The sequence below is a fragment of the Paraburkholderia sp. PREW-6R genome, assembly GCF_039621805.1.
GTDB lineage: Bacteria > Pseudomonadota > Gammaproteobacteria > Burkholderiales > Burkholderiaceae > Paraburkholderia.
In genome coordinates this window covers 1,516,337-1,541,839 of record NZ_CP155073.1, presented here as the reverse complement: position 1 = coordinate 1,541,839, position 25,503 = coordinate 1,516,337, and the positions used below count along the sequence as shown (strand labels likewise).

General features: G+C 63.2%; 23 protein-coding genes. 12 read left to right on the top strand and 11 right to left on the bottom strand.

The window, feature by feature from the left end; translation table 11 throughout:
- Window positions 1-152: 152 nt before the first annotated feature.
- Window positions 153-479 carry a hypothetical protein gene (locus AAGS40_RS06700; RefSeq protein ID WP_345814017.1) on the bottom strand — a complete coding sequence of 109 codons (327 nt, stop codon included), beginning with the start codon at window positions 477-479 and terminating at the stop codon, window positions 153-155.
- Between the two features lie 238 nt (window positions 480-717).
- On the opposite strand from AAGS40_RS06700, the gene ompR reads away from it, so the two are divergent.
- From ompR to AAGS40_RS06680, 4 genes are all read left to right on the top strand, one after another.
- Window positions 718-1,443: a two-component system response regulator OmpR gene (ompR, locus tag AAGS40_RS06695; protein WP_033379433.1), complete on the top strand. Its 726-nt coding sequence runs from the start codon at window positions 718-720 to the stop codon at window positions 1,441-1,443.
- A 44-nt stretch (window positions 1,444-1,487) separates the two neighbouring features.
- Complete coding sequence (locus AAGS40_RS06690; RefSeq protein ID WP_144143415.1) at window positions 1,488-2,837, top strand: ATP-binding protein; 1,350 nt, start codon at window positions 1,488-1,490, stop codon at window positions 2,835-2,837.
- Window positions 2,838-3,021: 184 nt separating this feature from the next.
- On the top strand, window positions 3,022-3,570 hold the full coding sequence (locus AAGS40_RS06685) for a peroxiredoxin (RefSeq protein WP_345814008.1): 549 nt from the start codon (window positions 3,022-3,024) through the stop codon (window positions 3,568-3,570).
- A gap of 73 nt (window positions 3,571-3,643) precedes the next feature.
- On the top strand, window positions 3,644-4,168 hold the full coding sequence (locus tag AAGS40_RS06680) for a carboxymuconolactone decarboxylase family protein (protein WP_345814007.1): 525 nt from the start codon (window positions 3,644-3,646) through the stop codon (window positions 4,166-4,168).
- Window positions 4,169-4,294: 126 nt separating this feature from the next.
- Here the strand turns inward: AAGS40_RS06680 and ispF are convergent, their stop codons facing one another.
- The gene (gene ispF / locus AAGS40_RS06675) at window positions 4,295-4,774 is read right to left on the bottom strand and encodes a 2-C-methyl-D-erythritol 2,4-cyclodiphosphate synthase (protein WP_345814006.1); all 480 of its coding nucleotides are present in this window, start codon (window positions 4,772-4,774) and stop codon (window positions 4,295-4,297) included.
- 63 nt (window positions 4,775-4,837) lie between these two features.
- On the bottom strand, window positions 4,838-5,596 hold the full coding sequence (ispD, locus tag AAGS40_RS06670; protein ID WP_345814005.1) for a 2-C-methyl-D-erythritol 4-phosphate cytidylyltransferase: 759 nt from the start codon (window positions 5,594-5,596) through the stop codon (window positions 4,838-4,840).
- Window positions 5,597-5,717: 121 nt separating this feature from the next.
- Between ispD and mfd the strand changes: the two genes are divergently transcribed.
- From mfd to mscL, 4 genes are all read left to right on the top strand, one after another.
- Window positions 5,718-9,203 carry a transcription-repair coupling factor gene (mfd, locus tag AAGS40_RS06665; protein WP_345814004.1) on the top strand — a complete coding sequence of 1,162 codons (3,486 nt, stop codon included), beginning with the start codon at window positions 5,718-5,720 and terminating at the stop codon, window positions 9,201-9,203.
- 183 nt (window positions 9,204-9,386) lie between these two features.
- Window positions 9,387-10,610, top strand: a complete 1,224-nt coding sequence (gene argE, locus AAGS40_RS06660; RefSeq protein WP_345814002.1) for an acetylornithine deacetylase — start codon at window positions 9,387-9,389, stop codon at window positions 10,608-10,610.
- Window positions 10,611-10,666: 56 nt separating this feature from the next.
- On the top strand, window positions 10,667-11,701 hold the full coding sequence (locus tag AAGS40_RS06655; protein WP_345814001.1) for a threonine/serine dehydratase: 1,035 nt from the start codon (window positions 10,667-10,669) through the stop codon (window positions 11,699-11,701).
- 90 nt (window positions 11,702-11,791) lie between these two features.
- Entirely contained in the window at window positions 11,792-12,238 is a 447-nt protein-coding gene (gene mscL / locus AAGS40_RS06650; RefSeq protein ID WP_345813999.1) for a large conductance mechanosensitive channel protein MscL, read from the top strand.
- A gap of 207 nt (window positions 12,239-12,445) precedes the next feature.
- On the opposite strand, the gene AAGS40_RS06645 is transcribed toward mscL, so the two are convergent.
- The 3 genes from AAGS40_RS06645 to AAGS40_RS06635 all read right to left on the bottom strand — a co-directional run bounded on the left by AAGS40_RS06645 (window position 12,446) and on the right by AAGS40_RS06635 (window position 16,740).
- A complete protein-coding gene (locus tag AAGS40_RS06645; RefSeq protein ID WP_345813998.1) occupies window positions 12,446-14,425 on the bottom strand; it encodes a response regulator in 1,980 nt (659 codons plus the stop codon).
- Window positions 14,426-14,501: 76 nt separating this feature from the next.
- On the bottom strand, window positions 14,502-15,053 hold the full coding sequence (locus AAGS40_RS06640; RefSeq protein ID WP_345813997.1) for a response regulator: 552 nt from the start codon (window positions 15,051-15,053) through the stop codon (window positions 14,502-14,504).
- A 76-nt stretch (window positions 15,054-15,129) separates the two neighbouring features.
- Window positions 15,130-16,740, bottom strand: coding sequence for an ATP-binding protein (locus tag AAGS40_RS06635; protein WP_345813995.1), 1,611 nt, complete (start codon window positions 16,738-16,740; stop codon window positions 15,130-15,132).
- 398 nt (window positions 16,741-17,138) lie between these two features.
- On the opposite strand from AAGS40_RS06635, the gene AAGS40_RS06630 reads away from it, so the two are divergent.
- Window positions 17,139-17,630 (top strand): hypothetical protein, encoded by a 492-nt coding sequence (locus AAGS40_RS06630; protein ID WP_345813993.1) that lies wholly within the window; start codon window positions 17,139-17,141, stop codon window positions 17,628-17,630.
- Between the two features lie 69 nt (window positions 17,631-17,699).
- Here AAGS40_RS06630 and AAGS40_RS06625 read toward each other — a convergent pair whose 3' ends face one another.
- Both AAGS40_RS06625 and AAGS40_RS06620 read right to left on the bottom strand, forming a co-directional pair.
- Window positions 17,700-17,825 (bottom strand): hypothetical protein, encoded by a 126-nt coding sequence (locus tag AAGS40_RS06625; RefSeq protein ID WP_345813991.1) that lies wholly within the window; start codon window positions 17,823-17,825, stop codon window positions 17,700-17,702.
- A 2-nt stretch (window positions 17,826-17,827) separates the two neighbouring features.
- Window positions 17,828-20,290 (bottom strand): AsmA family protein, encoded by a 2,463-nt coding sequence (locus AAGS40_RS06620; protein WP_345813990.1) that lies wholly within the window; start codon window positions 20,288-20,290, stop codon window positions 17,828-17,830.
- Window positions 20,291-20,494: 204 nt separating this feature from the next.
- On the opposite strand from AAGS40_RS06620, the gene AAGS40_RS06615 reads away from it, so the two are divergent.
- A complete protein-coding gene (locus AAGS40_RS06615) occupies window positions 20,495-21,232 on the top strand; it encodes an ATP-binding cassette domain-containing protein (protein ID WP_345814297.1) in 738 nt (245 codons plus the stop codon).
- Complete coding sequence (gene fetB, locus AAGS40_RS06610; protein WP_345813988.1) at window positions 21,229-22,035, top strand: iron export ABC transporter permease subunit FetB; 807 nt, start codon at window positions 21,229-21,231, stop codon at window positions 22,033-22,035. The genes AAGS40_RS06615 and fetB overlap by 4 nt, the downstream gene beginning before the upstream one ends.
- A gap of 10 nt (window positions 22,036-22,045) precedes the next feature.
- Here fetB and AAGS40_RS06605 read toward each other — a convergent pair whose 3' ends face one another.
- Window positions 22,046-22,609 carry a DUF6013 family protein gene (locus AAGS40_RS06605; RefSeq protein WP_345813986.1) on the bottom strand — a complete coding sequence of 188 codons (564 nt, stop codon included), beginning with the start codon at window positions 22,607-22,609 and terminating at the stop codon, window positions 22,046-22,048.
- A 354-nt stretch (window positions 22,610-22,963) separates the two neighbouring features.
- Window positions 22,964-23,980 (bottom strand): zinc-binding alcohol dehydrogenase family protein, encoded by a 1,017-nt coding sequence (locus AAGS40_RS06600; protein ID WP_345813984.1) that lies wholly within the window; start codon window positions 23,978-23,980, stop codon window positions 22,964-22,966.
- 148 nt (window positions 23,981-24,128) lie between these two features.
- Here AAGS40_RS06600 and AAGS40_RS06595 point away from each other — a divergent pair, with 148 nt between their 5' ends.
- Window positions 24,129-25,148 (top strand): LysR family transcriptional regulator, encoded by a 1,020-nt coding sequence (locus AAGS40_RS06595; RefSeq protein ID WP_345813983.1) that lies wholly within the window; start codon window positions 24,129-24,131, stop codon window positions 25,146-25,148.
- 30 nt (window positions 25,149-25,178) lie between these two features.
- On the opposite strand, the gene AAGS40_RS06590 is transcribed toward AAGS40_RS06595, so the two are convergent.
- Window positions 25,179-25,460 carry a hypothetical protein gene (locus AAGS40_RS06590; protein ID WP_345813981.1) on the bottom strand — a complete coding sequence of 94 codons (282 nt, stop codon included), beginning with the start codon at window positions 25,458-25,460 and terminating at the stop codon, window positions 25,179-25,181.
- Window positions 25,461-25,503: the final 43 nt, after the last annotated feature.

Here is a 25,503-nt window from a genome sequence, read left to right as displayed (position 1 = left end):
GGCAAGGCGGTGGGTGTTAGCCGGGAGCCTGAGGGTCTCGCTTGAAAGCGGGTTGCGCCGTTGCAAGGCGCAAGCTCACGCTCAAGGTTTCGGTCGCGCGAGGTCAGGCTGCGAACCGCCTGGTGAACGGCCTGCGTCAGGCACGCAACTGGCTAACGCTTATACAGTTCACGGACAGCGTCTTCGATATGCTGACGCAGCAGACGCCGCTCTTCAGGCGTCATGTGGCCGTCGCGGCGGCGCTGATCGAGGTCGGGAGGGACTGCCGTGCGCAGCATTACGTCAGAGGCGGGATGGTCGGGAACGGCGTTACGGCGACTGCTTCTGAGGTTGCCTGACCGGGGCGCGCGCTCACTCGCAGCTCTGTCGGCGGAAGGCTGGGCATAGGCGGGCGTGGGGTTCAGTGAGCCTGCGAGCGTGCCGGCTATCGCCAGTGCGATCACGCTCAGGCGCACATTCGGCCAAACCCCTCCCTTCATGTTGTTCCCTTCGTGGCGCGGCAACCGGCTACCTCAAATGCGTATACAAACCCCGGTAACAAGCCGGGTGCGAGAGTTTTAGTCGAATGAAGTATCCACCGAACAGCCGCATTCAGTAAAGGAGTCTAACTGGCCGTGCTTTACGCCGTGCCACAGTGGGGGTAAATTTTGTAACTGACTGTAACCCGCGAAATGATGCAAACGCGCACCCCTTTCTAATCGCGCTAAGATGCCGACCATGGAAACTAAAAACCCTTCAAAAATCCTCGTCGTCGACGACGATCCACGCCTGCGCGATCTGCTGCGCCGCTACCTCGGTGAACAGGGCTTCAATGTCTACGTTGCCGAGAACGCGCCGTCCATGAACAAGCTCTGGGTGCGTGAGCGATTCGACCTGCTCGTGCTGGATCTGATGCTGCCCGGCGAGGACGGCCTGTCGATCTGCCGCCGTCTGCGCGGCAGTAACGACCGCACGCCGATCATCATGCTCACCGCGAAGGGTGAAGACGTCGACCGTATCGTCGGCCTGGAAATGGGCGCCGACGACTACCTGCCCAAGCCGTTCAATCCGCGCGAACTGGTCGCTCGCATTCATGCGGTGCTGCGCCGTCAGTCGCCGTCCGAACTGCCGGGCGCGCCGTCCGAGACCACCGAGGTGTTCGAGTTCGGTGAGTTTGCACTGAACCTCGCCACGCGCACGCTCACCAAGGCCGGCCAGGAAATTCCGCTTACCACCGGCGAGTTCTCCGTGCTGAAGGTGTTTGCGCGTCATCCGCGCCAGCCGCTGTCGCGTGAAAAGTTGATGGAACTGGCACGCGGCCGTGAATACGAAGTGTTCGACCGCAGCCTCGACGTGCAGATTTCGCGTCTGCGCAAGCTGATCGAACCGGACCCGGGCAGCCCGCGTTTCATTCAGACAGTGTGGGGTCTGGGCTACGTATTCATCCCCGACGGTGCAGCCTGAGTTTGCTCTCCCGTCCCGCCTTTGATTTCTGATAAGAAGGGCCCATGCGGATCGACCGGCGCCTCCTGACGCTCGCGTTCGGCGGCCTTTTCTGGCGGACCTTTCTGCTGATCGCACTGCTGATCGCAGTCAGTCTCGCCGCGTGGTTCCAGAGCTTCCGGGTGATCGAACGCGAGCCGCGCGCGCAGCGCGTGGCGCTGCAGCTGGTCGCTATCGTCAAGCTCACACGCACCGCACTCCTTTATTCCGATCCCGACTTGCGGCGCGCGTTGCTGCAGGATCTGGAAAGCAATGAAGGGGTGCGCGTGTACCCGCGCGAAACCACCGACAAGTACAAGCTCCAACCCGACGAATCGCTCAATCGGCTGATCGAGCATGACATTCGCGGCCGCCTTGGCGACGACACCGTGATCGCGCAGAGTGTCAACGACATCCCCGGCGTATGGATCAGCTTCAAGATCGACGACGACGATTACTGGGTTGCGCTCGACCGCGACCAGCTCGACAACGCGACCGGATTGCAGTGGGCCGGCTGGGGCGTCTTCGCGCTCGCGCTCTCGCTATTCGGCGCGGCGTTCATCACGAGCCTCGTGAACCGGCCATTCGCCCGGCTCGCGATGGCCGCGCGCAAGGTCGGTTCCGGTCAGTCGCCGGAGCCATTGCCGGAGCGCGGCATGGGTGTGGCCGCCGAGACCAACCGCAGTTTCAACCAGATGGTGCAGGATCTCGAACAGCTGGAGGCCGATCGCGCGCTGATGCTGGCCGGCATCTCGCACGACCTGCGCACGCCGCTCGCGCGCCTGCGGCTCGAAACCGAAATGAGCCCGTCCGACCAGAGCACCAAAGATGCGATGGTGGACGACATCGAACAGATGGACATGATCATCGGGCGCTTTCTCGACTACGCGCGGCCCGTGCAACGCGTGCCGGAACCTGTCGACCTTTCGGTGATCGCAGGAGAACTGGCGGCGCGAATGCAAAGCGAAGACAGCATGCGGCTCATCACGCGGCTTGCGCCGTCGGCGGTGATCGAAGCGGACGAAACCGACATGCGGCGCGTGGTCGGCAATCTGCTGGAGAATGCGCGCAAATATGGCTTGAGCGACGGCGACGGCATTCCGCATGTGATCCTGGAGACGCGCGTGTCGCATTCGCGTGTGGAGCTGTCGGTAGTCGACGAAGGACCCGGTATTCCGGAGGATCAGCTGGCGCTCGTCACGCGGCCGTTCTATCGTGTTAACTCGGCGCGCACGCAAGCGAATGGCACGGGCTTGGGCATGGCCATTGTCCAGCGCCTCGTCGGTCGTTACCGCGGCGCGCTGCGCCTGCGCAATCGCACGCCCGGTCCGGGGCTCGAGGTGACGATCGAGTTTCCGCTCGCCAAAGGCGTGTAAGCAGCGGCCGCTGCAGCGCTTTTCAAGGCGCGCTTCCCCGTTAAACAATAACTATCTGCCTCTTTATCAAATAACTATCGGGCTCACAATTTAATAGAGTTATAGTCAAAACGTGTAACGCGCTCGTTATGACGAGCTGATAGCCTCAACATGCTTTTTTTCCAACACACGAAGGAGCACTCGCATGAAAACTGTTGGCGATAAACTCGAAGCGTTCACCGTCACGGCTGCGAAGCCGGGCTTTAACCATCACGAAGAGAACGGCGTGTCGGCCTTCGAAGAAATCACGGAGCAGTCGTTCCCGGGCAAGTGGAAAATCATCTACTTCTATCCGAAGGATTTCACGTTCGTATGCCCGACGGAGATCGTCGAATTCGGCAAGCTCGCGAAAGATTTCGAAGAACGCGACGCGGTGTTGATGGGCGGCAGTGTCGACAATGAGTTCGTCAAGCTCGCATGGCGCCGCGAGCATAAGGATCTGGACAAGCTCAATCACTATTCTTTCGGCGACGTGAAAGGCGAACTGATCGACCAGCTCGGCGTGCGCGACAAGGAAGCGGGCGTCGCGCTGCGCGCCACCTTTATCGTCGACCCGGACAACACGATCCAGCACGTGTCGGTCAACAACCTGAACGTCGGCCGCAACCCGGAAGAAGTGCTGCGCATTCTCGACGGTCTGCAAACGGACGAACTATGCCCGTGCAACCGCGCAGTCGGCGGCGCAACGCTTTAAGCCGTGCTGTCAGAAGCCCGCTACTCTATCGGAGCAGCGGGCTTTTTTTATCGACAAACTGAATGAGGCGCCCATGGAATTCCTGGCTTCGATCAAGGCACTCGTGCCTGACTACGCGAAAGATATCCGGCTGAATCTGGACGGCACCATTGCACGCTCGTCGCTGGAAGGCCACGACGCGGTGGGCGTTGCGCTCGCGGCGGCCTTCGCGGCGAAGAGCACCGTGATCGTCGATGCAATCCGCAACGCCGGCGTGCTCTCGCCCGAAGAAACCAATGGCGCGCTGACCGCCGCCGCATTGATGGGCATGAACAATGTCTGGTATCCGTACATCGAGATGGCGGGCAGCGCGGATCTGAAATCACAGCCGGCGCAGCTACGGATGAACGCTTACGCGTCGCATGGCGGCGTGGACAAGCGGCGCTTCGAGATGTATGCGCTGGCGGCGTCGATCATCGGCAAATGCCACTTCTGCGTGAAGTCGCACTTCGACACGCTGGTCGCCGAGGGCATGAGTTCCACGCAGTTACGCGACGTAGGCCGGATTGCGGCCGTGGTGAACGCGGCCGCGCAGTGTATCGCCGCTGAGGGCAAGTGATCCGGGCCGGCTGACGGCGCGTCGTGCGGGGCCCTCCGGCGGCTGCGCGGCGCACTCCGGAGGGCGGCCGGCTTCAGCTTTGAATCCGGTTGCTCCCAACCCGTGCCCCGAATTTACATCTCCAGTTCATCCCTTGATCAGCAGCACTGCCGCCTGCGCTTCGATCCCCTCACTGCGGCCCAGATAGCCGAGCTTCTCGTTGGTCTTGGCCTTCACGTTGACTCGATCGACCGGCAAGCCGAGGTCAGCGGCAATATGGGCGCGCATCGCTTCGATATGCGGCGCGAGCTTCGGCGCCTGCGCCACCACGCTGCTGTCCACGTTCGCAATCGAAAAACCCGCCGCCTTCACGCGGGCAACGCATTCGCGCAACAGCGCACGGCTGTCCGCGCCGGCGAATCTGGCGTCGGTATCCGAGAAATGACGGCCGATGTCGCCCAATGCGGCCGCGCCGAACAGCGCGTCGGTAATGGCATGCAGCAGCACGTCGGCGTCCGAATGGCCAAGCAGGCCGCGCTCATACGGAATCGTCACGCCGCCGATGATCAACGGGCGCCCCGGCACCAGCGCATGCACGTCGTAGCCTTGTCCAATTCTTAAATCCATACGCTTCAAGTTCGCTCTTTCAGGTTTGATGTGTTTGACGCATAGCTCACCGTGCCGGCCGGCTCACGGCGCCCGGTCACGCAACTCGGTCACTACCAGAGTCGGCTTGGCCGCCGCAACCGGCTGGTTCAGGATCGCCTCGGCCAGATCAAAGTCTTCCGGGTAGGTCACCTTGAAGTTGCGCAGGCTGCCCTGCACCAGCTTGGGCGAGTGACCGAGCCATTCGATCGCACTGGCTTCGTCGGTGAGATCGTGGCCGTCGGCCTGCGCGCGCAAAATCGCGTCGCGTAGCATGCCCACGCGAAACATTTGCGGCGTCTGGGCCTGCCAGAGGCCGTCGCGTGGCTCAGTGCGGGCAATCCGCCCGTCGGACGACGCCCCGTCGATGCGTTTGAGCGTATCGGCCACCGGCATTGCCATGATCCCGCCCACCGCGTCGTCCTTGAGTGCGGCAACCAGCGTGCGGATCAGCGCCGGCGTGATGCCGGGGCGCGCGGCGTCGTGCACCAGCACCCAGTCGTCGTCGTGCGCGCCGAATTCGGCAAGGCCGTGCAGACCGTTGAGCACCGAAGCCTGACGCGACGCCCCGCCGCAGCGGCGCACTGCGAAGCGCAGGCCGCCGAAGCGGCGCGCGTCGAAATGATGATCGTCTGGGGCGATCACGAGGAGTGTCTGCGCGAACTCGTTGCAGGCGTCGAAAGCGGCAAGCGAATAGTGCAGCATGTCGCGGCCCGCGACGCTGCGGTACTGTTTGGGCATCATGGCGCCGGAGCGGCTGCCGGTGCCAGCGCACGGAATCAGGGCGAATAGACGGGAAGTCACGAGTGCGGAAGCCGCGAAGTCAAAGTAAAAGACGGATTTTATAATAGGTGCTTCGCATCCACGCCCCGACACGCGTAAACTTGCCGATCACGTGTGAGCCCAAGGCCGCTTTTTCTCATTTATGCCAGACAACGCCGCATTATCGCAGTACGCCCCGCCTGTCGCGCTAGTCAAGCCCGGCCAGCGTTTCGCCTTCGACGGCACGCATGGCTCGTCCGATGCGCTGCTGATCGCCCGCTACCACCTCGCTTACCGGCAGAAAGTGCCGCTGCTGGCGGTCGTGTGTGAAAGCGCCGTCGACGCGCAGCGCCTGTCGCAGGAAATCGGCTTTTTTGCGCCCGAAGCGCGGGTGCGCCTGTTGCCCGACTGGGAAACGCTGCCTTACGATACCTTTTCGCCACACCAGGACCTCGTTTCCGAGCGCCTCGCCACGCTGCACGATCTCGGCGAAGGCCGCTGCGACATCCTGCTCGTGCCCGCCACCACGGCACTCTACCGGATGCCGCCCGCGTCGTTCCTCGCGGCCTATACGTTCGCGTTCTCGCAGGGCGAGCGTCTGGACGAAGCCAGACTCAAGGCGCAACTGACGCTCGCCGGCTACGAGCACGTGAGCCAGGTCGTGCGTCCGGGCGAATACTGCGTGCGCGGCTCGCTGCTCGATCTTTATCCGATGGGCTCGCCACTGCCCTACCGGATCGACTTGTTCGACGATCAGGTCGACTCGATCCGCGCGTTCGATCCCGACACGCAACGCAGCCTGTACCCGGTGAAAGACGTGCGTCTGTTGCCCGGCCGTGAATTCCCGTTCGACGAAGCGGCGCGCACCGCCTTTCGCAGCCGCTGGCGCGAAACCTTCGAGGGCGACCCGAGCCGCGCGTCGATCTATAAAGACATCGGCAACGGCGTGCCGTCCGCCGGCATCGAATACTATCTGCCGCTGTTCTTCGACGACACCGCCACGCTGTTCCACTATCTGCCCGAAGGCGCGCAACTCGCATTCGTCGGCGATCTGGACGCGGCGATCCGGCGCTTTAGCAACGACACGAAGCAGCGCTACAACTTCCTGTCGCACGATCGCGACCGGCCGATTCTCGAACCGCAGCGGCTCTTTCTGTCAGACGAGGATTTCTTCACGCTCGCCAAGCCGTTTGCGCGACTCGTGCTACCGGCCAACGCAGGCGGCGGCTGGTCCATCCCGTTGCCGAATCTTGCGATCGACCGTCACGCGGAAGATCCGGTCGCGGCGCTGCGAACCTACCTCGACACCACGCCGAACCGCGTGCTGTTTGCCGCCGAGTCGGCCGGCCGGCGCGAAACGCTGCTGCAACTGCTCGCGGACAATCAACTAAGACCCGCTTCGAGCGACAGCTTCCATGACTGGCTGCAAAGCGACGCCCGTTTTTCGCTCGGCGTCGCGCCGCTCGCCAATGGCTTTGCCGTGCCCGCCGACGGCATCGCGATCATCACCGAGACCGAGATTTACGGGCCGCTCGCACGGCGCGCGGGGCGCCGCCGTCAGGAACAGGCGAGCAACGTCGATTCGATGGTGCGCGATCTGTCCGAGCTGAAAGTGGGCGACCCCGTCGTTCATTCACAGCACGGCATTGGCCGCTATATGGGCCTCGTCACCATGGATCTCGGTGAAGGCGAGACCGAGTTCCTGCATCTCGAGTATTCGGGCGACAGCAAGCTGTACGTGCCCGTTGCGCAGCTTCACGTGATTTCGCGCTATAGCGGCGCCGATCCGGAAAGCGCGCCGTTGCATTCGCTCGGCTCGGGCCAGTGGGAAAAGGCCAAGCGCAAGGCCGCCCAGCAGATCCGCGACACGGCAGCCGAACTGCTGAACCTGTACGCACGCCGCGCAGCACGCTCGGGCCATGCGTTCGCGCTCGAACCGAAGGACTACGTGAAGTTCGCCGAAAGCTTCGGCTTCGAGGAAACACCAGACCAGGCCGCCGCGATTGCCGCCGTGATCGGCGACATGACGAGCGGCAAACCAATGGACCGCCTCGTGTGCGGCGACGTCGGCTTCGGCAAGACGGAAGTGGCGTTGCGCGCGGCGTTCATCGCGGTCATGGGCGGCAAACAGGTCGCGCTGCTCTCGCCCACCACGCTGCTCGCCGAACAGCACACGCAAACCTTCACGGACCGCTTCTCCGACTGGCCGGTACGCATTGCCGAACTGTCGCGCTTCAAGTCCACGAAGGAAGTCAACGCGGCAATCCAGCAGATCAACGAAGGCAGTGTCGATATCGTGATCGGCACGCACAAGCTGCTCTCCTCCGACGTGCAGTTCAAGCGGCTCGGCCTCGTGATCATCGACGAGGAGCACCGCTTCGGTGTGCGTCAGAAAGAAGCATTGAAGGCGCTGCGCGCGGAAGTCGACGTGCTCACGCTCACCGCCACGCCGATTCCACGCACGCTCGGCATGGCGCTCGAAGGTTTGCGCGATTTCTCGGTGATCGCCACCGCGCCGCAAAAGCGCCTCGCGATCAAGACGTTCGTGCGTCGCGAGGAAGACAGCGTAATCCGTGAAGCCATGCTGCGCGAATTGAAGCGCGGCGGCCAGGTTTACTTTCTGCACAACGAAGTGGAGACGATCGAGAATCGCCGGCAGATGCTCGAAGCGCTCGTGCCCGAAGCGCGGATCGCGGTGGCGCACGGTCAGATGCACGAACGCGAACTCGAACGCGTGATGCGTGACTTCGTCGCGCAGCGTGCGAATGTTCTGCTGTGCACGACGATTATCGAAACCGGTATCGACGTGCCCAGCGCCAACACCATCCTGATCCATCGCGCGGACAAGTTCGGCCTTGCCCAGTTGCACCAGTTGCGCGGGCGGGTGGGCCGCTCGCATCACCAGGCTTATTCGTATCTGCTCGTGCACGATCCGCAAGGGCTGACGAGGCAGGCGCAGCGTCGTCTCGAAGCCATCCAGCAGATGGAGGAACTCGGTTCGGGCTTCTATCTCGCGATGCACGACCTGGAAATTCGCGGCACGGGCGAAGTGCTCGGCGACAAACAATCGGGCGAGATTCAGGAGATCGGTTTCCAGCTTTACACCGACATGCTGAACGACGCAGTGAAGGCACTCAAGGAAGGCAAGGAGCCAGACCTGACCGCGCCGCTCGCCGCCACGACCGAGATCAATCTGCATGCGCCCGCCATTCTGCCCGCCGATTATTGCGGCGACGTGCAGGAGCGTTTGTCGCTTTACAAGCGTCTGGCTAATTGCGAGCACAACGATTCGATCGACGGCATTCAGGAGGAGTTGATCGACCGTTTCGGCAAGCTGCCGCCGCAGGCGCACGCGCTGATCGAGACCCATCGCTTGCGGCTCGCCGCAAAGCCTTTGGGCATTTCGAAGATCGACGCGGGCGAAGCCGTGATCGGCTTGCAGTTCATCCCGAATCCGCCGATCGACGCAATGCGGATCATTGAAATGGTGCAGAAACACAAGCACATCAAGCTCGCGGGACAGGACAAGCTGCGCATTGAAACGCGCAGCCCCGATCTCGCAGTGCGCGTGGCTACCGTGAAGGAAACGTTGCGCGCGCTCGGCACGCCGGGTCGTGGGACGGCAGCGGTCAGCGCGGCCGCGCGCTGACCGCCTGCTGAATTCTGCACCCGGTCATGACTTGAGGCGTCACGGCATGGCGTAAAAGCGGGGTACGTATCGCGCTTTTCCGCCAGCCCCGTCGGTCCGTGCTGCGGTGCGCAACGCGCTCTGCCGCATACGGTAGAGTTTTTTTTGGGTATGATCGAAAGACCCCAATGCCGGAGTCTTGTCATGTCTCACGTCGCTGAATCAGCGCAGTCGTCACAGCAATCTTCCCAGTCTCCTGCTTCGCTTGCGTGGGTCACCCGACTCGTGTCAATGGACACGGTCAGCCGCAATCCCAATCTTGGACTTATCGAAACCGTGCGCGACGAACTGCGCGCGGCCGGCGTCGAATCGACGCTCACCACCGACGAGAGCGGCAAATGGGCCAACCTGTTTGCCACCATTCCGGCGCACGACGGCGAAACGAACGGCGGCGTGGTGCTGTCCGGCCACACGGATGTCGTCCCCGTCGATGGCCAGCAATGGGACAGTGACCCGTTCAAACCGGAAATTCGCGGCGACAAACTTTATGGCCGCGGCACCTGTGACATGAAGGGTTTTATTGGCGCGGCGCTTTCGCTCGTGCCCGACATGCAACGCACGAAGCTCGCCAAGCCGATTCACTTTGCGCTCTCGTTCGACGAGGAAGTAGGCTGTGTGGGCGCACCGCTGCTGATCGCCGACCTGATGAAGCGCGGTGTGAAGCCGGACGGCTGCATCGTCGGTGAACCGACCAGCATGCGCCCGATCGTCGCGCACAAAGGCATTAACGCCTACCAGTGTTGCGTACGTGGGCAGGCGGCGCATTCGTCGCTGACGCCGAAGGGCCTGAACGCAATCGAATACGCCGCGCGTCTGATCTGCTACATCCGTGACATGGCCGACCAGTTCCGTGAACAGGGTCCGTTCGATGAACTGTACGACGTGCCCTTCACCACCGCGCAGACCAGCACCATCACAGGCGGCAACGCCATCAACACGGTGCCGGCCGAGTGCAAGTTCCAGTTCGAATTCCGCAATCTGCCCACGCTCGATCCGGAGCCGATCTTCGCGCGTATCCAGCAGTACGCACAGCAGACGCTGTTGCCGAAAATGCTGCGCGAGCATCCGTCGGGGGCCATCGAGCTAACCCGAATTGCGGCGGCGCCCGGACTCGATTCGTCCGAACAGGCCGCGATTACCCAACTCGTGCGCGCGCTCACTGCCGATCAGGACAAGCGCAAGGTCGCGTATGGCACCGAGGCCGGACTCTTTTCACTAGCCGGCATTCCGAGCATTGTGTGCGGGCCTGGCGATATTCAACAGGCGCACAAAGCGAATGAATTCGTTGCGCTGGACCAGCTCGCCGCGTGCGAGCGCTTCCTGCAGAAATTCATTCACAGCATGTCGGTCGAGGCCCACGCGCAGTGAAACCGACTGACGTTTAACAAGAGTCCGACTTCTATCCAGAGAACCGCGCCCACGCCATGTCAGCCGCCATCCCGCCGCACACCGCTCAAACGATCGACGGCGAGCCGATCCCGTCGCTCGACGACATCGCGTCCCAGCATTTTGCGTTGTCGCCGTGGGTCACACGCACGCCGGTTTTAGACCGGCAAGACTTCGCCTCGCTCGAAGGCACAGTGGTGAATTTCAAATTCGAACTGCTGCAGGCGGGTGGCAGCTTCAAGGCGCGCGGCGCGTTCAGCAACCTGCTCGCCCTCGAGGACGCACAACGCAGCGCGGGCGTGACCTGCGTGTCGGGCGGCAATCATGCGGTGGCCGTCGCCTATGCGGCCATGCGGCTGGGGATCAGCGCGAAGGTCGTTCTGTTCAGAGGCGCCAATCCGGCGCGTGTCGCGCTGTGCCGCCAATATCTCGCCGAGATCGTCTACGCCGAGGACCTCGCCGAAGCGTTCGAACTCGTGCGTCGCATCGAGGCGGAAGAAGGCCGCTACTTCGTGCATCCGTTCAACGGTTATCGCACGGTGCTCGGCTCGGCCACGCTCGGTTACGAGTGGACCACGCAAACGCCGGACCTCGAAGCGGTGATCGTGCCGATCGGCGGCGGCGGACTCGCGGCGGGCGTGTCGACCGCCATGCGTCTTGCGAATCCGCGTGTGCATCTTTACGGTGTCGAACCTGAAGGCGCGGACGCCATGGGCAAGAGCTTTGCCGCCAATCACACGGTAAAGATGGGCCCGATGCACAGCATTGCCGATTCGCTGATGGCGCCGCACACCGAGCAATATAGCTATGAGTTGTGCCGCCGTCATATCGATCAGCTCGTAACGGTATCGGACGATCAGTTGCGCTCCGCCATGCTCACCTTGTTCGGACAACTGAAGCTTGCAGTCGAGCCCGCATGCGCGGCGGCAACGGCCGCGTTGCTGGGACCGTTGCGTGACGAGGTGCGTGGCAAGCGCGTGGGCGTGCTGCTGTGCGGCACCAATACCGACCCGGTCAGTTTTGCCGCGCATCTGGAACGTGCGCGCCATAGCGGGTCGCAGTTTCCCGAATGACAATTCAATCCGGGTTTTTCCTGCGTGAGGGGCTAGCCTATCCCTCTCAGGTTGGTATCATTCGACTATCGATGTCCAGGAGGAACCTCTATGAGCATGATCAAGGAATTCAAGGAATTTGCTCTCAAAGGCAATGTGATGGATCTCGCAGTCGGTGTGATTATCGGCGGCGCGTTTTCCACCATCGTCAATTCGGTTGTTAAAGACCTGATCATGCCAGTGGTCGGTCTTGCTACTGGCGGCCTTGATTTCTCCAACAAGTTCATCAGGCTCGGCGAGATACCGCCCAGTTTCAAAGGCAGTCCTGAATCGTATAAAGATCTGCAAACGGCAGGCGTGGCCGTGTTCGGTTATGGCTCGTTCATTACGGTGGCGATCAACTTCATCATTCTGGCTTTCATCATTTTCCTGATGGTCAAGTTCATCAACAATCTGCGTAAGCCGGTCGAAGCACCGCCCGCGCCGCCGCCCACGCCGGAAGACGTGCTGCTGCTGCGTGAAATTCGCGACTCGCTCAAGAACGCGCCGCCGCGTTAAGCGTAGAAGCACGTCACACGTACGGCGCTCGTTGGCGAGCGCGGTAAAAGGCCTGTTGCGATTCACGCGCAACAGGCCTTTCGCATCTTTTGCATGACCGGGTGGTCGCTCAGGTAGCCGCTCATGCAGCCGCTCAAGCGGCCCCTGACTTGCCTGATGCCGCCACGCTGCATGCACCGTCCCGTGCATCACGGGCAGTAGCATCTCTCAGTGGGACGCGTCGGTCGTCCCTTTCCGCTTCACCGCACTCTCGATCATTGTCTCAAGCTGACTGAAATTAACCGGCTTCGTCAGATGCGACGTAAAGCCGGCGCTCAGACAACGCCGCACGTCTTCGTCTGTACCGAAGCCAGTCAGCGCAACAGCCGGCGCATCCGAGTGCTCGCGGAAGGCCTTGATGAAATCGAGGCCGGTGCCGTCCGGCAACCCGACGTCGCTCACGACCAGATCGAACGTCTGTAACTGCGTGGCAGCCAGTGCGTCGTCCACACGACCCACCGTCGTGACATCGTGACCCAGGCTGCGGATCAGTTGCTCCATGACCTCGGCGGTATCGAGGTGATCCTCGATCAGCAGAATAGTCAGCAGACCTGCCGGATGCACCTGGTCGGGCTCCGCCACTGGCAGCACCGGCTCGGGCGCGGCTGCGGTCGGCAGTGTAATGGTGAAGGTTGCGCCACAGTGCGCACCGGGACTCTGTGCCATGACCGTGCCGCCGTGCGCGTCGGTCAGTGCTCTCGTGATCGCAAGCCCGAGACCCAGGCCGCCGAACTGGCGTGTCATGTTCTGACTGCCCTGCTCGAATGCATTGAAGAGTTTGCCGATCTGTTCGGGCTCGATACCAATACCCGTATCTTCGACGAGGATCTGCACGTGCATGCGCTCGTCGCGCGTGCGCACGTAGATATGGCCGCCGTCCGGCGTGAACTTCGCGGCGTTGCGGATCAGATTCCAGAGCATCTGCTGCAAACGCGCGCGGTCGGCGAGCACGTAATGATGCTTCGCGTTCTTGTGCACATGCACGTCCTGCTGCTTGACCTGAATTTCGCTGCGAAACAGGTCGAGCACGCTGTCCATCATTTCGTGCACATCCACGGTTTCGAGCGACAGTCGCAGCTTGCCGTTCGCCACGCGCGTCAGATCGAGCAGGTCGTCGATCAGCCGCGCCTCCAGTTCGACGTTGCGGCGGATCATGCGCACGCTGGAACGCACCGGCTCCGGCAAGTCCGCCATGCGCTCCAGCATGCTCGCGCCGGCGAGTACCGGCGTGAGTGGCGTGCGCAACTCGTGCGACAGCATGGCCAGAAAACGGTCCTTGGCCCGGTTGGCCTCCTCGGCGGTCTGGCGCGCGGCCTGCTCGGAAGCAAGCAGCCGCTCGCGCTCCTCGATCGCCTCGCGCTGCGTGTGGACGTCCGTGCAACTGCCGAACCATTTGCTGATGTTGCCCTCTGCATCGCGCATGGCGACCATGCGTACGTCGAACCAGCGGTATTCGCCATCGTCACGGCGAATCCGCATCTCATGCCGATAGTCGCCGGTGTTGCCGCCCGCCGCATGGAGCCAGCTACGACGGATCTCTTCGCAGTCGTCCGGATGCACGGCGTCGAGCCACGCGAGCCCGTACGAACTGTTTTCCGGCAAGCCGGTGTAGTCGTACCACTGCTTCGACAAAAAATCGCAATCGCCCGCGGCGTTGCAGGTCAACACGAGATGCGGCAAAGCTTCGGACAGCGTGCGGTAATGCTGTTCACGGTCACGCAGCAGCAACGCTTCGTCGGACGCACGTTGCAGACGCACTTGTGACAGCGCGCGCTCCACCGCCTCCGGCAGATAATCCAGATAGCCGCCCGATTTAGGCACGACGTCCGAGACGCCCGCGCGCAACGCTTCGATCACACGCGACTCGTCCGTGAAACCGGTCACGAGGATGGCGGGAATCCGCACACCTTCCGAGCGCAACCGGCGAAAGAAGTCGAGCCCGGTTTCGGGCCCGCTTAGCTGGTAGTCGAGCACGAGCAGGTCGGGGCCGCCAGCGGTAAGCCGTTCACGCGCGGCGTCGGCACTGGAGCAGAGCGCGACGCGGCACCCGGCCCGTTCGAGCGATTTACGAGCGAGGCGCAGAATGCCTTCGTCGTCATCGACGACGAGTACGTACGCGGCATGCTGCGTGGACACATCTTCGGTCATGCGGAGTCTTCTATGACGAGGTCGGATGTTGATCTTGCGACGTGCATGTTTCAGGCGGCTTCACGCGACGCTTGCGTCAATGCGCAGCGAGCCGATGCCCCGGCGGAAGCTTCACCACCTGAAGAAAGAACCCGAGGCGGCGCACGGCCTCAATGAACGCATCGTATTCAACCGGCTTCGTAATGTAGACGTTGCAGCCGAGTTCATAGCAGCGCGCAATCTCGCGCGGGTCGTCGGTCGTGGTCAGGATGATGACCGGCACGGCCGCCGTTTGTGGCGATTCCTTGAGCCGCCGAAGCACTTCAAACCCGTCCACGCGCGGCATTTTCAGATCGAGCAGGACGACGAAGTTCGTCAGATCTTCGCGCGACGGAAGCGTATGAGCCGCAGCCTGCGGTGCCGGGTTGGCGGCGAGACCGGCGTCGGTGGTCAATGCGGCGGCGCTCGCTGCGACATCGGATGAGGACGCCGGGAGCGGTCCAAAAAAATAGGCCAGCGCCTCCTGCCCGTCGCGAAAGCGCACGAAACAGTTCGTGACGCCGGCGCGGCGCAAATTACGCTCTACGAGCGTGGCGTGGCCGTCGTCATCTTCGACCAGCACGATGCTGACCGTTTCCCCGTGACTCATATGCCCTCCGTGCTAACACCCTGATTATGCCTGCCCTTTTTGTTTCTCCACACCATTGTCCATGTGGCGCCGCGCATCACATGCGCGTGGGCTGCTCGGGTAACACGACAAAGAACGTCGACCCCGCCCCTTCTGCCGACTCGACCCACACGCGGCCGCCGTGCCGTTCGACGGTTCGCCGCACCACTGCAAGGCCGATTCCGTCGCCGCGCGCCACCTCGCCGTGCAGGCGCTGAAATGCGCGAAACACTTTCGACATGTAGGCGGCCGGAATGCCGAGGCCGTTGTCGCGCACGTAATAGGTGCGCATGCGCACGGCGTGCGGTTCGGTTTCGTCGACCGGTTCGGGTTCCAGTGCGCCGACCTCGATTCGCCCGTGACGCGACGAATCGAGGTAATTCAGCGCATTGCTGATCAGGTTGCTGAAAATCTGCTCGATCGCGCTCGGGTCGCCCCATACCGGCGGCAACTCGCGCACGGTGACGACGGCCGCGTGCTGGGCGATCGACGGCTGGAGCGCATCGACCACCCGGTTCACCACGCGGCCCACGCTCACCCGCTGCCACTGGTATTCGAGGCGGCCGGCGCGCGAGATGCGCAACAGCGCGTCGATGATCGCCGCTGCGCGCGTGACGGCCGTGCGCAGATACTGCAAGGACTCGCGCACGTCCCCTTCGAGGATATGCGCCATGCGTCGATGTTCGTGCTCCGGCAGTCCGGCGCCGGCGACGATCTCGTTCAACTCGTCGCACGACACCTGCAGTTCCTTAGAAAACCCTTGCAGATTCACCAGCGGCGAGCGCAGGTCATGCGACACGCTGTAAATGAACATCTCGTTGTCCTGCGTTTCCTGGCGCAACTCTTCGTTGACGCCCGCAAGTTCCTGCGCGCGCGTTTCGAGCCGCGCCTTCAGCTTCGCCTGCTCGCTCTCCGCGGCACGCAGCCGCGCGCCGGTCTGATGGAGCACGGCGTCGAGCGCGGCGATCTCATCGTTGCCGGAGAGCGGCGGCGCCAGCGGGCGATCGCCGCCAAGCCGCTCGGCATTGCCGGTCAGCACTTCGAGCCGCCGGCCGATGCTGCGCGCGAACACCGCTGCGGTGGCCGCCCAGACCAGCATGGAGCCGAGGACGGCAGCCATCAGCGCATACTGCTGACGCTCGCGACGCCGCGCGAGCGCCGCGCCGCGCGCGGCATCGAGACGCGACGCTTCTTCGCCGAACGCAGCAAGCTCGTCTCGAAAAACGGCGATCTGCCGAGGCAGCGCGCCCGTCTCCAGCGCGACGAACGACCCTGGGCTCTGGCCCGCATGCAACGCTTGCGAAATGGAAACGGTCTGAAGACGGTATGCGTCGATCGCCTGCTTCATCTTTTGCACGCGAGCGACCTGTTGCGGTGTGTCGGCCACGAGTGCGTCGAGATTGGCAAGACGGTCGCCCACATCGACCCATACCGTATGGCGGTCGATGAACGACGGATCGCCGACCGCCATGCCCGTGCGCACGCGCGCAGCCTGACGCAGGAGCGGATCGACGATAGCCGACGACTGATAAAGGATCTGCTTGCTATTGTTGACCCATTGCGCGGCCTGAGCCGTCTGTTCCTGGGTATCGAAGACGACGCCAAGAAGCGCCAGCTCGAGCACGCTCGGCACTGCAATCAGCAGCAGACCCTTGGTGGATAGTTTCATGTTCGCCCAAAGGTCGTTCAAGCCGCAGCGGCCCGCGAGACCGGTCGCCTCCGCCCTGAAGACGAATGCCTGACAACGGACTGGCGGACACGACGCAGTGCAGCCGGACGGGCCATTATCGACGCGAATTCGAGATATTTCAACGGAGCGCCGACGGGCGGCCGCTCACACAAAACTGACTTTTTTATTGATGGGAGATGTTTTTTTGCGGCCTCGTGCGTCTATGATTGAAGTGAATGGAGACACATGTGCTGGAATGTGAAAGCGCGCGGCGAGGCGGTTCGGCATGATTCGTGCGGTGAGCGGTGAGGCGGCGCAGTCGTCGAATCACCGTGAATCCGGCCTTGTCGTATGCTATAAAAGATCGACGTGCGGCGCGCGAAGCCGGGAGTTGTCGCATGAGGACGCTGCGTTTTCTGCAATTCTTTTTCAGGCGAATTTTTATGTCCTTCCCGAAAAAGCGTAGGCGCGCGAAGGTGGACGGCGATGAGTCGTTTCTCGCGGTGCTACGGCATTTCAAGCCGTTCGGCCAGCTCGATACCAAGATTGCGCGCGCTCGCGCGCAAGACGAGCCGGTACTGTACGCGCATGTGTTGCCTGGGCTCGATGTGCTCCTATGCAGCGTGCGTGGCGCGCAACCGCCCTACCCGGCGCCCGCGGAGTTGCGGCGGCGCTGTGTCGAATCCATTACGAACGCCTTGGAGCAACCGCTCGACGGTCTCGAAAACGGCGGCTACTGGTACGAGGCCGACGGTTTCGGTTTTCTTGTGTTCGCAAGCCGCGCCCGCGGCAAGATCCTGACGGAATTCGGCGCCACCCGCGTGGGTGCCCGTCGCGGTGTTCGTCGGCAGGATGCGGCCGGTGATGCCGCGCCACGCTCGCTGCGCTAGACGACGCGAGCCAGGTTATCTGATTCAACCCGCCTGTCAGTCACGCAGGCGTCTTTCCCACTGCCCCGCCTACTCGGCCAACGTCTCGCCGACGCGCTCACGCATCGGCGGCACACTGATTATCCAAAGGAAAGCGAAGGCCAACCCGCTGCCCAGCAGCCAGCCTAGCCAGTTGGCGGGCAATACGATCGGCATCTTCAGCTCCCCTTGTACTCGGCGGCGCTCGCCGGCGACATGACCGCCGGCTTGCGTGACGCAGCGCCCGGCGCCGACGAAGACCCGCTCGACGACTTGTTCACCGGCGCGCCTTCCAGCGAGATCGCCGGCTTCGGTTGCTGCTTGACGCCCGGCGGCGGTGCTGTCGGCGCCTGCCGCACCTGCTGGAGCAACTGCGTGCAGGGCAGCGGCTTGTTGTCGCTCGGCGCAAGCAACGGAATCAACGCCGCGAACGGATTGATCAGTCCCAGCCCGACTGCCGCGCCACCGCGCAGTGCCAGAGCCGCCGCGTTGACGCCCACGTGCGGGTCCTTGAACGTGCCCTTCGCATACAGCGGCGAGCGCAGCGAGAAAATCCGGAAGCCCTTCGTATGCGGATGCACGCCGAGGTCCAGCGTTTCGTCGCGCATGTTCACGTTGCCGTCGATATCGATGACCGCGTCGTCCGTGTCGAGCGCGAAGATGCGTGAATCGAGCACACCGTTGGTGACGACGAAGTCCGCCGCCGCGCAGTTGATCTTCACATCGCGATTGCCGAACAGCTTTTCATAGATGACGTTCGCCACGTTCAAGCCCGCGGCTTCCATGATGAGCCGGCTCACCGTACCGTCGGTGATCAGCGCCTTGACCTCACCGTTGGACGACGCGGCCAGTGCCGCCGGCGAATTGCCGGTCGCGGTCAACGCTGCGTCGCCGTTGATTTCACCGAGCGCGCTCTGCATCGTCTTGACGTTCGGGAACAGTTGCTTGAGCTTCAGATGTCGCGCCGAAGTCGCGAAACGGCCCTTCAGCGGCGTGCCGCTGCCGTCCAGATGAATGTTGGACGAGAGCGACCCGCCGGCCACGCCGAATTTCAGCGGTTCGAGCGAGAGCACGCCGTCCGTCATCACCACGTGCGTGTACAGATCCGTGATCGGCAGATTCTCGTCCTTCACGATGCGCCGGCCCGTGAACTTCACGTCGGCGTCGATGGCTTTCCAGCGGTCGGTTCGGAATTCTTCGACCGGCAGCGCCTTGTTGCTGGGTTGCGCGGCCGCATCGCCACGTTTGGCCTTGCTGGCATTCGAATCGGCACCCACGATCGGCGCGAGGTCGGCAAAGCGCAGCAGGTGCGACACGAGTTCGCCCTGAAGCAACGGACGCGGCTTACGCGCCGTATAGGTCAGCGAGCCATTGAGATCGCTGCCGCCCACGCGGCCTGTAAAATTTTCATATTTAAAAACGTTGCCGCTCGATTTGAACTGCCCGACGAGCCGCCCCTCAGTTGCATAAGGCGGCGTGTCCGGCAGCGTCACGCCGGTCAGCGGATAGAGCTTCGCCATGCTGTTGCCTTGCAGCCAGAGCCGTAGATCCACGGCCGCCAGGTGCGCGGGGTCGGTGATCGTTCCGACCAGCGCGACATGCAGGTCGCCCGCCTTCACGTCGGCCTGCACCGGGAACGGCCGGTCGGCGTCCTGCAAAGCGAGCACACCGCCCACCTTGCCGCTGCCCGATACCGGCGTCCTGTTATAAGTGCCTTTGACGGTCCAGCCAATCGCATACGGCGGAATCTCGCGCTTCGACGCAGCCGTCGCATTCGCGCCGCTCGCGTTCGATGCCGGTGCCGACGCCATTGCGCCGCCGCTCGCCGCGCCTGTCACCAGCGCACCCGATGCGCCGGTGGCCGGCGTGGCGCCCGACGCGGAGATGTCCGTCGCCGAAGCGCCCGAGGCGGCAGCGGCGGAAGCCGCCGCGGCCTCGGACGCTGCCTGCGCGTTGGCCTGCTGCGTCAGCTTGCTCGCGCCCGCCTTGCCGATTGCGTCGGCCGACGAACGGCGCGACGCCTCCTCCTGCTGCTTCATCGCTTCGCCGATCGGAATCGGCTGACCGAGCGTATCCACGACCATTTGCAGATCGACCTTGTTCTGCTGGTCCGACAACGCGATATTGCCCTTCGAAAAGGCGATGTCATGCAAGTCGAGCTTCCATTCGGAAGGCCCGCTCGACGACGCCATCTTGAACGTCCAGTTGTTGCGGCCGTCGAGCACGCGCTCGATATCGACCGACGGATTCACCAGGTTGATGACGGGGATCACGATGTCATGCGCGAGCAGCGGCAGGACCTTGACTTCGAAGTCGATCTCGTCGAGCGTGGCGAATTGCGGACGCCTGGCCCAATCAGGATTGCCCACCGTGATGTTGGCCGCCGAGAAACGCGGCCAGAGCACCCACGCGCGCCAGCCCGTTTCGCCGACCGGATGCCGCCAGCCCACTTTCAGATCGCCGTTGATGGCGAAGGGACGGCCGATCGCCTGCGTCACCTTGTCGTTGATATATGGGCGTGCGCGATTCCAGTCGAACGTGAGGATGAAAATGACCAGCGCCACAATGAGAACGACAATGATCGCCACCAGCCACGCGATGATTTTTCCGATCCGTCTTCCGATCGTGTTCGACACTGCCATTGAGCCGCTCCGTCTTCTTTTGAACAGTGTGGACTCGATAGCACGGATCGTGCCCGGCTTTCAGCGTTTTACCGCCACGCAGCGGTTCTCGCGTATGCCGCTTTCGCAGTGCTGAACCTCGCTTAACGTTGCGATAAGCTTTCTGCCGCATCATCCCACCAGCTTCAGGACCCCACTCACATCTTGAAACCCACTTCAGACCTGATGCGTCCTTCGCCATCGCGACCGGATACAGCCGGCGATCCCGTCGTGCTCGCCGAGGGCATCGTGCGGCGCGAAGCCTCGCGTGGCCAGATGCTTTTACAGGCGACCACCTTTGCACTGCAAGCAGGCGACCGTGTCGCGATCAGCGGACCGTCCGGTTCGGGCAAAAGCGTCTTCTTGCGAGCGCTTGCGCTGCTCGATCCACTCGATGCGGGGCGCATCCTGTGGCACGGTGCGCCGGTCGCCCGCGCCGGCATTCCGCGTTACCGGCGCAGTGTGGCTTATATCCGGCAACGTCCCGCGCTGCTCGACGGGAATGTCGAAGACAACCTGCGCTATCCGTTCGCGCTGCAGGCCTACCGCGATGTGCGCTTCGATCGTGCGCGCGCAGCGAGTCTCGCCGCGCAGGCCGGTCGTGGCGACGACTTCCTCGACAAACACGCGAGCGAGTTATCCGGCGGCGAGGCGCAGATCACCGCGCTGATCCGCGTGCTGCAACTCGCGCCCGAAGTCCTGCTGCTCGACGAGCCGACCGCGTCGCTCGACCCGGAGTCGTCGCTCGCGATCGAGGGGCTGGTGCGTGCATGGTTCGACGCCGATCGCAGCCGTCGTGCGTCGATCTGGGTCTCGCATGATCCTGCGCAAGCGGCGCGCATGAGCGAGCGGCATCTAAGCATGCGCGCCGGTGTGCTCGACGAAACAGCGGTCACGTCCGCACACGGGGAACTCCAGCCATGACCTTGCAGAATCTGAGTTTGTGGGATGTCGCGATTGCGGCGCTGCTGATCGTTGTGAACGGCGCGATCTCGGTCGCCCTCAAACTCGATCTGGAACGCAAGCTCGCATGGGCGGCAGTGCGAACCGTCGTGCAGTTGCTGGCGATCGGCTACGTGCTCGGCTGGGTGTTCCGCAACGGCCACTGGTTCGTGGTGTTGCCGCTGATGATCCTGATGACGCTGATCGCAGGATTTGCCGGGGCGAATCGCGGCAGCCGCACTTATGCCGGCCAGCGCGCGGACAGCGTGGTGTCGATCTGGGTGAGTTCGTGGCTCGTGGGCGCGGTAGGACTCTTCGCGGTGATCCGCATTCACCCGTGGTACGAGCCGCAATATGCCATTCCGATCCTCGGCATGATTCTCGGCAATACGCTGACGGGCGTCTCGCTCGGCATCGAACGGATGACCGAGGAACTGACATCGCGGCGCGATCGCGTCGACATGGCGCTTGCGCTTGGCGCGACGCGTTGGGAAGCCGCACAGGCGCCGGCGCGCCAGGCGGTGCGGGCGGGCATGATGCCGACGCTCAACCAGATGGCCGTGGTCGGCGTGGTGAGCCTGCCCGGCATGATGACCGGACAGGTGCTCGCAGGACAGTCGCCGTTGCAGGCGGTGCGATACCAGATCGTGATCATGTTCCTGATCGCGGCATCGTCCGCGCTGGGCACGGTCGGCGCGGTGCTGCTGACCTATCGGCGTCTCTTTTCAGCCGAACACCGGTTCCTTGCGGCGCGGCTCGTTGAACGCGCCGGGTCGGCGCGCTAACAGGAAGCGTCTAGCGCTTCGCGCTGACCGCCACGGCGGTGCCGTCGCTCAGCGTGAGCGTCTTCGTGCTGCCGTTGGTCGGCATCGTGAAGCGCACAATCTGGCTGACGGTGACGTCGTTCGGACACTTGAGCGTTTTGCCGGCGTTCGTGACGCTCTTCACGCCATGCGGCATCTGCGCCTGAAAGCTCATCTGCACGGTCGCGGTTCCGTCGCTGCCCACTACCGGCGCAAAGCGGATCTGCGTCTGGCGAATCATCGCGCCGTTGCTGTCGAGCGGCAGCGACGCGTAATTCGGGCACGCGTCCGTGGCGGGCACCGCGCCGCCGGGCGGCACCGTTTTCCACGTGAAGTCGTCCGACTCGCCAGAGCGGATCGTGCGTGTTTCCTGGGAATCGCCGAACTGCTTCGACGTGACGCGCACCGTGTAACGGATCGGGCCGTCGAGAGCGGACTGGGACGTGACGGTGATCGGCGTGGCCGCGTGTGCGAGAGGCGCGAGAACGCCGGACGCGAGCGCGCAGGCGAGAGGAACGGCAACTGAAACGGCGGAGAGTCTGAAGCGGGAGTTCATACTGTCACCTCCTTGTTGTGCCGCTGCGCGCCTCTTCCGGCGTGACTGCCTGTACAGCGCCCAACGCTAATGCCGCCCCGTTGGACTGCGGTGCCACCGGCCGCAAGACGCGCAACTGTTTTAGCATGATGCCCCACCAGTCTAACGCCAAGCGACATGCTGTGCGACGCGCTCGGATCGGGTGTTAACCCGCTTGCGGCGCCTCATTTTCTGCGTGCGGGATGTGGCGAGCGAGGAGTCGAGCCAGAACGCGCGCCATGAGCCCGGCAACCTCGCCGGCAATCAAAAAGAGCCGGCGCGCAACGCTGCGTCGCCGGCTCGTATGCCAGGTTGGCCGTCAATATGGAACGGCGATCAGAATCCCGTCAACACCAGCTTGCCGATCGCGCGCCCTTCTTCGAGTATCTGATGCGCGCGGCGCAGATTCGCCGCGTTGATCTTGCCGAGGTCCTGGCCGACGGTCGTGCGCAGCACACCCGCATCGAAAAGACGCGCCACTTCTGTCAGCAGTTTATGCTGCTCGATCATGTCGGGCGTGGCGAACATGGAACGCGTGAACATGAATTCCCAGTGAAACGCGGCGCTCTTCGACTTCAACAGTTCGACCGGCACCGGCTTGCTGTTTTCGACGATCGAGCAGATACCGCCCTGTGGCTTGATGACGTCAGCCGCGACGGGGAAATTCTTGTCGGTATCGTTAAATATCAGCACGTAGTCGACCTGCCCCATGCCGAGTTCCTTCAACTGCGCGGGCACGTCGCCGAAATGATCGACGATATGATCCGCGCCAAGATCCTTTGCCCATTTCGCCGATTCCGGACGCGACGCAGTGGCGATCACCTTCAGCTTGGCGAGTTGTTTGGCCAGCTGGATACCGATCGAGCCCACGCCGCCCGCACCGCCGAAAATCAGCACGGACTGACCTTCGTTCGCCCCTTGCGGCGACACGCCGAGCCGGTCGAACAGCGCTTCCCACGCGGTGATCGCCGTCAGCGGCAGGGCGGCCGCGTGCGTGAAATCGAGCGATGCCGGCTTGCGCCCGGCAATCCGCTCATCGACCAGATGAAACTCGCTGTTCGCGCCTGGCCGCGTAATACTGCCCGCGTAAAACACCGGATCGCCGACCTTGAACAGATTGACATCCGGGCCAACCGCGACGACCGTGCCGGCGGCATCCCAGCCGAGCACGCGCGGCGCTTTCTCGACGGTGTCTTTCGGCGCGCGCACTTTCGTATCGACGGGATTGACCGAGACTGCCTCGACCTTCACCAGCAGATCGTGGCCCGTGGCTTCGGGTTGCGCCATGTCGACATCGACCAGCGACTCCGCGTGATCGATTGGCAGATAGCGATAAAGACCTACGGCTTTCATACGAGCTCCTGTTGTTCAAATCAAGTGGCGGACCGGTCAGACGGCGCAAGGGACGCGGCGCTGCCGATCCAGTGGCGCCATGCTAAGGGGATTTTTAATTTCGGAAAACCATCATAATGGCTGAAACATTCTTTTGAATATCCTGAAAATGAACGACACAACGGGCTCGTCAAAGACCGCGTCGAATGACCGCGAACGGCTCGATCTGCTCGATGTCGCGCTGTTTGTGCGGGCCGCGCTGCTCGCCAACGTGTCGGCGGCGGGACGCGATTTCGGACTGTCGGCAGCCGTCGCGAGCGCACGCCTTGCGCAATTGGAGAAACTGCTGGGCGCGCGGCTGCTGCATCGGACCACGCGCCGCGTCAGCCTGACACAGGACGGCGAAGTGTTCATGACGCGTGCCGAAGCGCTGCTCGACGCCGCCGCGGCCGCGCGTGCGTCGGTCGGACGCGCGCAGGCAGAGCCGCAGGGGCGGCTGCGGGTGTCGATGCCCTCGTCGTTTGGGCGACAACACGTGTCGCCTGTGATCAGCGACTTTCTGCGCCGCTATCCGGGCGTCAGCGTGGACTTGCGGCTGACCGACCAGCTGGTCGATCTGGTCGATGCGGGAATCGACGTGGCCATCCGGATCGGCGCGCTGAAGGATTCGTCGCTCGTCGCGCGCAAGCTGGCCGTGAACCGGCGCGTGCTGTGCGCGGCGCCAGCTTACCTGGCCGCGCGCGGCACGCCTCATCACCCGTCGGACCTGGTGGAACACGAGTGCATCCTTCTATCCGGTCAGCGCGACTGGGCATTCGTCACGCCTGCCGGCTCCATCGACGTGCGCGTCAGCGGACGGCTTGTCACGGATAACGGCGAAGTGATCCGTGACGCGCTGCTCGCAGGCTTCGGCATTGCGCTCAAATCGACGTGGGACGTTGCGCCGTATCTGCGCAGCGGCGAACTCGTTAGCGTGCTGGACAGCTACCCGCTCGCCGACCACGTCGCGATCTGGGCAGTCTATCCGAGCCGCGCATTCGTGCCGCCGAGGACGCTCGCGTTCATCGAGTTCCTTGCCGCGCATTTCGGCGATCCGCCCTATTGGGACGTCGCCCCCGCAAGCCACGGCAACGCGCCGGCGAACAGCCGCAGAAGCGCACGCAAGCCACCGGCCCATATGCCGCGCTAAAGCGTGTCAACCGACGCGTTGCCTACACGGTCAGTCGGATTTGCCGTCCGAATTGACGTCCGCGTGCGCGTCGTTTTGCGTCTGCTGCTGGTACTCGCCGCCGCCACGCCGATCGGTGTCCTGCAATCCTTTTTCGACATCCTTGTGCGCCTGCTTGCCGATCTGGCGCGGATTGTCCTCGTGCTGTGATTCGGAATGCTGGTCGGTTTCGTGCGGCAGCGGCGCGGCGGCCTCCTGCATCGAATCGGCATGTTTGGCCGCGTGCGGATCGGCTTGCTTGTCGCCGTCGGACGATTGCGGTGATGTCTTCATCGTGTGCTCCTTGTTGTTGCCATCAGCGAGCCTCTCGGGCGTG